This window comes from Phyllobacterium sp. (genome assembly GCF_037994405.1).
Classification (GTDB): domain Bacteria; phylum Pseudomonadota; class Alphaproteobacteria; order Rhizobiales; family Rhizobiaceae; genus Phyllobacterium.
The window spans coordinates 1-6,221 of the sequence record NZ_JBBNAN010000053.1 but is presented as its reverse complement, the minus strand read 5'-3'; the positions used below and the strand labels follow the sequence as shown (position 1 = coordinate 6,221).

At 59.5% G+C, this 6,221-nt stretch carries 7 protein-coding genes; 4 read left to right on the top strand and 3 right to left on the bottom strand.

Features of this window, described 5'->3' with window-relative positions:
• The 3 genes from AAAC48_RS03490 to AAAC48_RS03480 all read left to right on the top strand — a co-directional run.
• Nucleotides 1-1,072, top strand: a 1,072-nt coding sequence (locus AAAC48_RS03490; RefSeq protein WP_340652834.1) for an NAD(P) transhydrogenase subunit alpha, incomplete at its 5' end; no start/stop codon positions are given.
• Nucleotides 1,072-1,482: an NAD(P) transhydrogenase subunit alpha gene (locus AAAC48_RS03485; RefSeq protein ID WP_340652833.1), complete on the top strand. Its 411-nt coding sequence runs from the start codon at nucleotides 1,072-1,074 to the stop codon at nucleotides 1,480-1,482. The genes AAAC48_RS03490 and AAAC48_RS03485, both read left to right, overlap by 1 nt.
• A gap of 10 nt (nucleotides 1,483-1,492) precedes the next feature.
• A complete protein-coding gene (locus AAAC48_RS03480) occupies nucleotides 1,493-2,893 on the top strand; it encodes an NAD(P)(+) transhydrogenase (Re/Si-specific) subunit beta (RefSeq protein ID WP_340652832.1) in 1,401 nt (466 codons plus the stop codon).
• Between the two features lie 60 nt (nucleotides 2,894-2,953).
• Here the strand turns inward: AAAC48_RS03480 and AAAC48_RS03475 are convergent, their stop codons facing one another.
• From AAAC48_RS03475 to rpsU, 3 genes are all read right to left on the bottom strand, one after another.
• The gene (locus AAAC48_RS03475) at nucleotides 2,954-3,550 is read right to left on the bottom strand and encodes an NAD(P)H-dependent oxidoreductase (protein ID WP_340652831.1); all 597 of its coding nucleotides are present in this window, start codon (nucleotides 3,548-3,550) and stop codon (nucleotides 2,954-2,956) included.
• 6 nt (nucleotides 3,551-3,556) lie between these two features.
• Complete coding sequence (locus AAAC48_RS03470; protein ID WP_340652835.1) at nucleotides 3,557-4,408, bottom strand: tetratricopeptide repeat protein; 852 nt, start codon at nucleotides 4,406-4,408, stop codon at nucleotides 3,557-3,559.
• A 147-nt stretch (nucleotides 4,409-4,555) separates the two neighbouring features.
• Nucleotides 4,556-4,807, bottom strand: coding sequence for a 30S ribosomal protein S21 (rpsU, locus tag AAAC48_RS03465; protein ID WP_099997993.1), 252 nt, complete (start codon nucleotides 4,805-4,807; stop codon nucleotides 4,556-4,558).
• Nucleotides 4,808-5,197: 390 nt separating this feature from the next.
• Between rpsU and AAAC48_RS03460 the strand changes: the two genes are divergently transcribed.
• Nucleotides 5,198-6,221 (top strand): sarcosine oxidase subunit beta family protein (locus AAAC48_RS03460; RefSeq protein ID WP_340652830.1); only part of this gene is annotated, 1,024 nt, incomplete at its 3' end.

The window sequence follows — 6,221 nt, the reverse complement described above, 5'->3', positions numbered from 1 at the left end:
GGGCGCGGTCGTCATCGCCATGCTCGATCCTTACGGCAATGATGCCGCAGTGAAGGAGCTGGCGGATGCGGGCGTGACCGCCTTCACGATGGAGTTCATGCCGCGCATCACCCGGGCGCAGGTCATGGACGTGCTTTCCAGCCAGGCCAATCTCGCCGGCTACCAGGCGGTTGTCGATGCGGCCGAGGAGTATGACCGGGCGCTACCGATGATGATGACGGCGGCGGGCACGGTACCTGCGGCCAGGGTGTTCATCATGGGCGTCGGCGTCGCGGGGCTGCAGGCCATTGCCACGGCGCGCCGTCTCGGGGCGGTGGTGACCGCCACGGACGTGCGCCCGGCGGTGAAGGAGCAGGTGGCTTCGCTCGGTGCCAAATTCCTTGCCGTCGAGGACGAGGAATTCAAGGCAGCGGAAACCGCTGGCGGCTACGCCAAGGAAATGTCGAAGGAATACCAGGCCAAGCAGGCCGCGCTGGTCGCCGATCACATCGCCAAGCAGGATATCGTCATCACCACGGCGCTCATCCCAGGACGCCCCGCGCCACGGCTGGTGACACGGGAAATGTATGCGCGCATGCGTCCGGGTTCAGTGATCATCGATCTTGCGGTCGAGCGCGGCGGCAATGTCGAAGGCGCCGTCGCCGGCAAGATTACCGAGGTCGACGGGGTCAAGATCGTCGGCCATCTGAACGTTCCTGGCCGCATCGCCGCCACCGCATCGCAGCTTTATGCCAAGAACCTCGTCGCCTTCTTCGAGACGCTGGTCGACAAGGATACGAAGAGCGTCAAGATCGACTTCGAGGACGAACTGGTCAAGGCGACCGTTTTGACCCATGGGGGCAAGGTGGTTCATCCGAATTTCGCCGGTGCGGCAAGTGCCGCGGCGCCAGCGCCAGCGGCAAAGCCCGCTGCGAAAAAGGCGGCGTCTGCCAAGGCGCCGGTGACAAAGGATGCTCCGGTGAAGGCAGAAGCCAAGAAGGCGGCGCAGAGGAAGGCGGCCGCAAAAACGGCTGCCCCCAAGACGGCTGCCCCCAAGACGGATGCCCCCAAGACGACTGAAGGAGAGGCGTGATGGCTGATGCTACACTGGAAAAGGCGCTTGAGACCCTGAACCAGGCCACCGAGATGGTGCGCCAGGCTGCCGAAAACATGCCGGAGGCTGCCGGCGCTGCAGCCCATGCGGTCACCGGCGGCGCCGTCGATCCGTTTGTCTTCCGCCTTGCCATTTTCGTTCTGGCGATCTTCGTCGGCTATTACGTCGTCTGGTCGGTGACACCGGCCCTGCATACGCCGCTGATGGCCGTCACCAACGCGATCTCCTCGGTGATCGTCGTCGGTGCGCTGCTGGCGGTCGGCCTCTCGGCCAGCGGCGCTGCCACCGGCCTCGGCTTCCTTGCGCTCGTCCTCGTCAGCGTCAACATCTTCGGCGGCTTCCTCGTCACTCACCGCATGCTGGCCATGTACAAGAAAAAAGAAAAGTGAGGCCATGAGCATGAGCGTGAATTTCGCAACTTTTCTTTATCTGGTCTCCGGCGTCCTGTTCATTCTGGCGCTGCGCGGCCTCTCGCATCCGACCACCAGCCGTCAGGGCAATTATTACGGCATGACCGGCATGGGCATATCGATCCTGACCACGCTGGCTTTGGCCGAGCCGAGCTTCAAGGGTCTTGGCCTGATCGTCGTCGGCCTTGCCATTGGCGGCAGCGCCGGCGCCTATATCGCCAAGCGCATTGCCATGACCGCCATGCCGCAGCTGGTTGCCGCCTTCCACTCGCTCGTCGGTCTGGCCGCGGTAATGGTTGCCGCCGCCGCGATCTATGCGCCCGGTTCCTTCGGCATCGGTGAGCTCGGCAGCATTCATGGCCAGGCTCTCATCGAAATGTCGCTTGGCGTCGCCATCGGTGCCATCACCTTCACCGGCTCGATCATCGCCTTCCTGAAGCTCGACGGCCGCATGTCGGGCAAGCCGATCATGCTGCCCGGCCGCCACTTCCTCAACGTCGCCCTGCTGGTTGCCATCGTGCTGCTGGTCGTTGCGCTGGTCCTGACCGAAAGCCATGCGGTGTTCTGGCTGATCGTCATCCTGTCCCTGGTGCTCGGCGGCCTGATCATCGTGCCGATCGGCGGCGCCGACATGCCGGTGGTCGTGTCGATGCTGAACTCCTATTCCGGCTGGGCCGCGGCAGGCATCGGCTTCACGCTCGGCAACCTGGCGCTGATCATCACCGGTGCACTGGTGGGGTCGTCGGGTGCGATCCTCTCGTACATCATGTGCAAGGGCATGAACCGGTCGTTCATCTCGGTCATTCTCGGCGGCTTTGGCGGCGAAACCGCCGCTGCTGGCGGCGGCGAGGTCGAGCAGCGCCCGGTGAAGCAGGGTTCGGCCGACGATGCTGCCTTCATCATGAAGAATGCCTCCAAGGTCATCATCGTGCCGGGCTATGGCATGGCGGTGGCGCAGGCCCAGCATGCCCTGCGCGAAATGGCCGACAAGCTCAAGGCGGAAGGCGTCGAAATCAAATACGCCATCCATCCGGTGGCCGGACGCATGCCCGGCCACATGAACGTGCTCCTGGCCGAGGCGAACGTGCCTTACGACGAAGTGTTCGAACTTGAAGACATCAACTCGGAATTCGCCCAGGCCGACGTCGCCTTCGTCATCGGCGCCAATGACGTGACCAACCCGGCGGCAAAGACCGACCCGAAATCGCCGATCTTCGGCATGCCGATCCTCGATGTCGACAAGGCCGGCACAGTGCTGTTCATCAAGCGCGGCATGGGCTCCGGCTATGCCGGCGTCGAGAACGAACTGTTCTTCCGCGACAACACCATGATGCTGTTCGCCGATGCCAAGAAAATGGTCGAAAACATCGTCAAGGCGCTTGATCACTAGACAACGGATCATTCGAGTTAGCAAAAGGCCCGCCAGACCTGGCGGGCCATTTGTTTTTGATCAGATCAGTTTTAGCAGTTTCTGTGTCAACAGCCTCTCGAAGGCAGCCAATCTGCCGGCAGCAATCTTCTCTGCATTGTAAAGTGACACCATCGAAAAGCCGGCGTTCGGGGCACATGTACCAATGATGGCGCGCGACAGGATGCGACGAACAGGGCGGAACATGATGAACCAGTCGATCCACCAGGGCGAGCCAAGCGTCGTGATCGCAAAGCAGGATTGCAGCTGGGCAAGCTTCGGGATCATGCGGCCAAAATCAGGCGCGTGATCATAGGCTACGCCAGGCACGAATACCCGATCGATCCAGCCCTTCAAAATAGCGGGAAGCCCGAACCACCATGTGGGAAAGATGAGGACAAGCACATCGGCAGTTCGAAGCGCCTCCGCGTCCTCGGCAACCGCACTCGCATCATGCTCAGCATAATAACTCCGCCGCTCGCTTGACGTGAGGCGTGGATCGAAATCGCGCTCATACAGATCGACGATCCGCAGATCGTGTCCTGCGTCAGTGATCAAAGAAGCAGTCAGAGATGCAAGATGCGCGCAAAGACTATTCTTAAGCGGATGAGCCAGGACAACGACGATGCGTTTGCCCATGGTGCATCAAGACTTGCGCGTGCGGGCAAGTCCGTCGAGAGCTGGCTTGTACTTGGGATCAAGCTGGGCCGCCCGGGCATAGGATTTCGCGGCCCGAGCCTTGTCGCCGCGATGCTCGTAGATCAGCGCCTGGTTGGCCCAGCCCTCGGCAATCGTGCCATCGAGCTTGATTGCGGTATTGAAGTCGTCGAAGGCATTATCGTCGTCGCCGAGCGCGACATAGGAAATGCCCCGGCCGTTATAGGGTTCTGCCGCATCCGGCTGCAGCGAGATTGCCGTCGAGAAATCCTCGATCGCCTGCTTGTGCTGATTGCGTGCCTGATAGATAAGGCCGCGGTTGTGATAGGCACGTGGGTCCGTGGTATTGAGCTGGATCGCCTGCTGGAAATCGTTCATGGCCTGATCCAACTGACCGGCCTGACGATAAAGATTGCCACGGCCAATATAGGCGGCGTCGTACTGCGGATTGAGCTGTATAGCCTTGCTATAGTCCGCCACGGCCTGGGCCGTATTGCCCATATTGCGATAGACCAGGGCACGGTTGGCATAGGCCTGATAGAAATTCGGGTTCAGTTGCAGCGCCGTGTTGAAATCCTTGATCGCATCATTGTTGCGACCGGCACGGCCAAAAGCCGAACCACGCACATTGTATGCTTCCGGATCCTTCGGGTTGTTGCGGATGACGTCGTTGAGTGAACTGATGTTCTCGGCGGAACCTTGTGCCTTGTCGATACCAGTCATATCGCTGGTCGAGGTGCTCTGGCATCCAGCGATTGCCAAGGTAAGGACGGATGCGAATATCAAACCGGAAAACCGCACCGATTTGAAGGTTGACCGAGTTCCGCGATACGAGGTCATTTCAACTGAATAGGTCATATTTCATGTGTCCCGTACAACCGAGGGCTTTACAAGCCCTATTGTTCCGATGGCACCAAACGAAAAAAGGGCGGTGTGGCACGTGCCACTCCACCCCGTATTCGGGTCAAGGCGTCGATAAAATGCTGATCAACGAGCCGCAGAAGCGCGGACCGGAGCCTTGCGTGCCGGCATTGGCAGAAGGCCTTCGCGCTGTGCCTGCTTGCGCGCAAGCTTGCGGGCACGGCTGATTGCTTCTGCCTTCTGGCGGGCGCGCTTGATCGAAGGCTTCTCGTAATGATCATGCATCTTCATTTCGCGGAACATGCCTTCGCGCTGCATCTTCTTCTTGAGAACGCGGAGAGCCTGATCAACATTGTTTTCGCGTACGAGTACCTGCACGTTTTATCCTGTATCTCTTAGAATTTCGTTGAGCCCGGCTCACCGTATCCACCGCCGATCGATGGGACAACAAACCAGACTTCGCGACGGTCATCCATCGCAAACTGCCGTGGCCATTATCAGAAACTGGACGGCATGTCCATGGTGCTGATGTCCAAAATGGCTGATATTCCTATCTTGCGCAAACAGCATGTCCGGAATTTTAGATTAACCGGCATGGAGCGCCAATCTCCGTCGCAAAATGGCAAAAGACCTTTGGACGGATGCGATACTGATGCATAAAAGCGTGGCTCCCAGTCATAAAATCGATGTCGATTTCTGAACAGGGTCCTGTGAAAATCTCTGAACAATCGCTCTGCGAAGGCTAACTGGTTCGCAAAGGAATAGGAAATGCGGAAATATTCGGTGTTTGCTCTGGCCCGCGAAGCCCTGCGTGCTCACAAGGGTTGGGAGCAGCAATGGACATCACCCGAACCCAAGCCGGAATATGATGTCATCATTGTCGGCGCGGGCGGACACGGTCTTGCGACCGCCTATTACCTTGCCAAGGAACACGGCATCACCAATGTCGCGGTGCTCGAAAAGGGCTGGTTGGGTGGTGGCAATACCGGTCGCAACACGACCATCATCCGCTCAAACTATCTCTACGACGAGTCTGCTGGTATCTACGAACATGCGGTGAAGCTCTGGGAAGGCCTTAGCCAGGACCTCAACTACAACGTGATGTATTCGGCGCGCGGCGTGATGATGCTGGCGCACAATATCCACGACGTTCAGGTGTTCAAGCGCCACATCCATGCCAACCGGCTCAACGGCATCGACAATGAGTGGCTGACGCCGGAACAGGTGAAGGAATTCTGCCCGCCGATCAATCTGTCGGCTGACGCCCGCTACCCGATCATCGGCGCGGCGCTGCAGCGGCGCGGCGGCACCGCCCGGCACGATGCCGTTGCCTGGGGCTATGCCCGCGCTGCGGCGGATCGCGGCGTGCATATCATCCAGAACTGCGAGGTCACAGGAATTCGCCGCGCGGCCAATGGCGCCGTCATCGGTGTCGATACCAATCGCGGTCCGATCAATGCGAAGAAGGTTGGCGTCGTCGCTGCCGGCCATACGTCGGTGATCATGAACATGGCCGGCGTACGCATGCCGCTTGAGAGTTACCCGCTGCAGGCGCTGGTATCGGAGCCGGTCAAGCCGCTGATCCCCTGCGTGATTATGTCGAATACGGTGCATGCCTATATTTCCCAGTCAGACAAGGGTGAAATGGTCATTGGCGCTGGAACTGATCAATACACCTCTTATTCGCAGACAGGTGGTCTGCACATCATTAACCATACGCTCGACGCGATCTGCGAGATGTTCCCGGTTCTGACCCGACTGAAGATGCTGCGCTCCTGGGGCGGTATCGTCG